Origin of the sequence: Dinoroseobacter sp. S375 (assembly GCF_049800775.1) — a bacterium.
Taxonomy (GTDB): domain Bacteria; phylum Pseudomonadota; class Alphaproteobacteria; order Rhodobacterales; family Rhodobacteraceae; genus Dinoroseobacter.
The window spans coordinates 1-2,500 of the sequence record NZ_JBNAFR010000010.1 but is presented as its reverse complement, the minus strand read 5'-3'; the positions used below and the strand labels follow the sequence as shown (position 1 = coordinate 2,500).

The following is a 2,500-nucleotide window of genomic DNA, read 5'->3' as shown; positions in this document are numbered from 1 at the left end:
GCGTCATCCGAATACCCCGGGGGGTAGAGCACTGGATGGGTAATGGGGCCCCACAGGCTTACTGATCCTAACCAAACTCCGAATACCCGGGAGTACTAGATGGCAGACACACTGCGGATGCTAACGTCCGTAGTGGAGAGGGAAACAACCCTGACCTACAGCTAAGGCCCCTAATTCATGGCTAAGTGGGAAAGCAGGTGGGACGACCAAAACAACCAGGAGGTTGGCTTAGAAGCAGCCATCCTTTAAAGATAGCGTAACAGCTCACTGGTCTAATTAAGTTGTCCTGCGGCGAAGATGTAACGGGGCTCAAGCCATGAGCCGAAGCTTAGGATGCACATAGTGCATGGTAGCAGAGCGTGGTGTGAAATAACCCAGTCCTCTACAGCGCCTTCGGGTGTTATGGAGGATCGGGTTTGACTGTGAAGCCGGCGCGTGAGCGATCCGGTGGAGTGATCACCAGTGAGAATGATGACATGAGTAGCGACAAACAGGGTGAGAGACCCTGTCGCCGAAAGTCCAAGGGTTCCTGCTTAAAGTTAATCTGAGCAGGGTAAGCCGACCCCTAAGGCGAGGCCGAAAGGCGTAGTCGATGGGAATCCGGTTAATATTCCGGAGCCAGGAGGATGTGACGGATCGAGACTGTTGTTCGCCCTTATCGGATTGGGCGGGCCGCTGATCGGTTCCTGGAAATAGCCCTCCATGAGATCGTACCCTAAACCGACACAGGTGGACTGGTAGAGAATACCAAGGCGCTTGAGAGAACGATGTTGAAGGAACTCGGCAAAATACCTCCGTAAGTTCGCGAGAAGGAGGCCCCGTTTGTAGGCAACTATAGGCGGGGGGCACAAACCAGGGGGTGGCGACTGTTTACTAAAAACACAGGGCTCTGCGAAGTCGCAAGACGACGTATAGGGTCTGACGCCTGCCCGGTGCTGGAAGGTTAAAAGGAGGAGTGCAAGCTCCGAATTGAAGCCCCAGTAAACGGCGGCCGTAACTATAACGGTCCTAAGGTAGCGAAATTCCTTGTCGGGTAAGTTCCGACCTGCACGAATGGCGTAACGACTTCCCCGCTGTCTCCAACATCGACTCAGCGAAATTGAATTGCCTGTCAAGATGCAGGCTTCCCGCGGTTAGACGGAAAGACCCCGTGCACCTTTACTACAGCTTCACACTGGCATCAGGCCATGCATGTGCAGGATAGGTGGTAGGCTTCGAAGCAGGAACGCCAGTTCTTGTGGAGCCTTCCTTGAGATACCACCCTTGCATTGCTTGATGTCTAACCGCGGTCCGTTATCCGGATCCGGGACCCTGTGTGGCGGGTAGTTTGACTGGGGCGGTCGCCTCCTAAAGCGTAACGGAGGCGCGCGAAGGTTGGCTCAGAGCGGTCGGAAATCGCTCGTTGAGTGCAATGGCAGAAGCCAGCCTGACTGCGAGACTGACAAGTCGAGCAGAGTCGAAAGACGGCCATAGTGATCCGGTGGTCCCGAGTGGAAGGGCCATCGCTCAACGGATAAAAGGTACGCCGGGGATAACAGGCTGATGGTGCCCAAGAGTCCATATCGACGGCACCGTTTGGCACCTCGATGTCGGCTCATCTCATCCTGGGGCTGGAGCAGGTCCCAAGGGTACGGCTGTTCGCCGTTTAAAGAGGTACGTGAGCTGGGTTTAGAACGTCGTGAGACAGTTCGGTCCCTATCTGCCGTGGGTGTAGGATACTTGAGAGGAGTTGCCCCTAGTACGAGAGGACCGGGGTGAACGATCCACTGGTGGACCAGTTGTCGTGCCAACGGCAGTGCTGGGTAGCTATGATCGGACAGGATAACCGCTGAAGGCATCTAAGCGGGAAGCCCCCCTCAAAACAAGGTATCCCTGAGGACCGTGGTAGACCACCACGTCGATAGGCCAGAGGTGTAAGCGCAGCAATGTGCTCAGCTGACTGGTACTAATGGTCCGATAGGCTTGATTTGATCCAGTAGACGGCAAATGCCCCTGCGGATAATCAAAGCATACACAACAGACGTATTTGGCTTGGACGCCGATGTGAAAAAGCGCGCCACACCTGACAGTGTTCAATGTGGTACGCCCAGCAGATCAACGGTGTTGGAACGCGTTGTCGACTTTGTCGAAACGCTGCCTCCAACTAAAAGCCTTTGCTCTGCAAAGGCTTTTTCCTTGGTTTGGTGGTCATAGCGCGAGTGAAACACCCGATCCCATCCCGAACTCGGTCGTTAAGCACCGTAGCGCCGATGGTACTGCGTCTTAAGGCGTGGGAGAGTAGGTCACCGCCAAACCTAGAAAAAAGCCCATAACTCTCAATACGATCTCAACAAAAAGCGCCAGGCAGAAAATGCCAACGCAACTGGCGCGGGATGGAGCAGCCCGGTAGCTCGTCAGGCTCATAACCTGAAGGTCGTAGGTTCAAATCCTACTCCCGCAACCAAAAACACAATATATCTCAAAACCTTAACGCCCCATAGGGAGCTCTTGCGCTCGCGCA

At 54.6% G+C, this 2,500-nt stretch carries 1 tRNA gene and 2 rRNA genes (1 of these 3 cut by a window edge); all 3 read left to right on the top strand.

Going from position 1 to position 2,500, the window contains the following annotated elements:
• A 23S ribosomal RNA gene (locus ACP150_RS18215) occupies positions 1-1,970 on the top strand (it extends 859 nt beyond the left edge of the window).
• Positions 1,971-2,179: 209 nt separating this feature from the next.
• Positions 2,180-2,294 (top strand): 5S ribosomal RNA (gene rrf / locus ACP150_RS18210).
• A gap of 72 nt (positions 2,295-2,366) precedes the next feature.
• A tRNA-Met gene (locus ACP150_RS18205) sits at positions 2,367-2,443 on the top strand.
• Positions 2,444-2,500 lie beyond the last annotated feature (57 nt).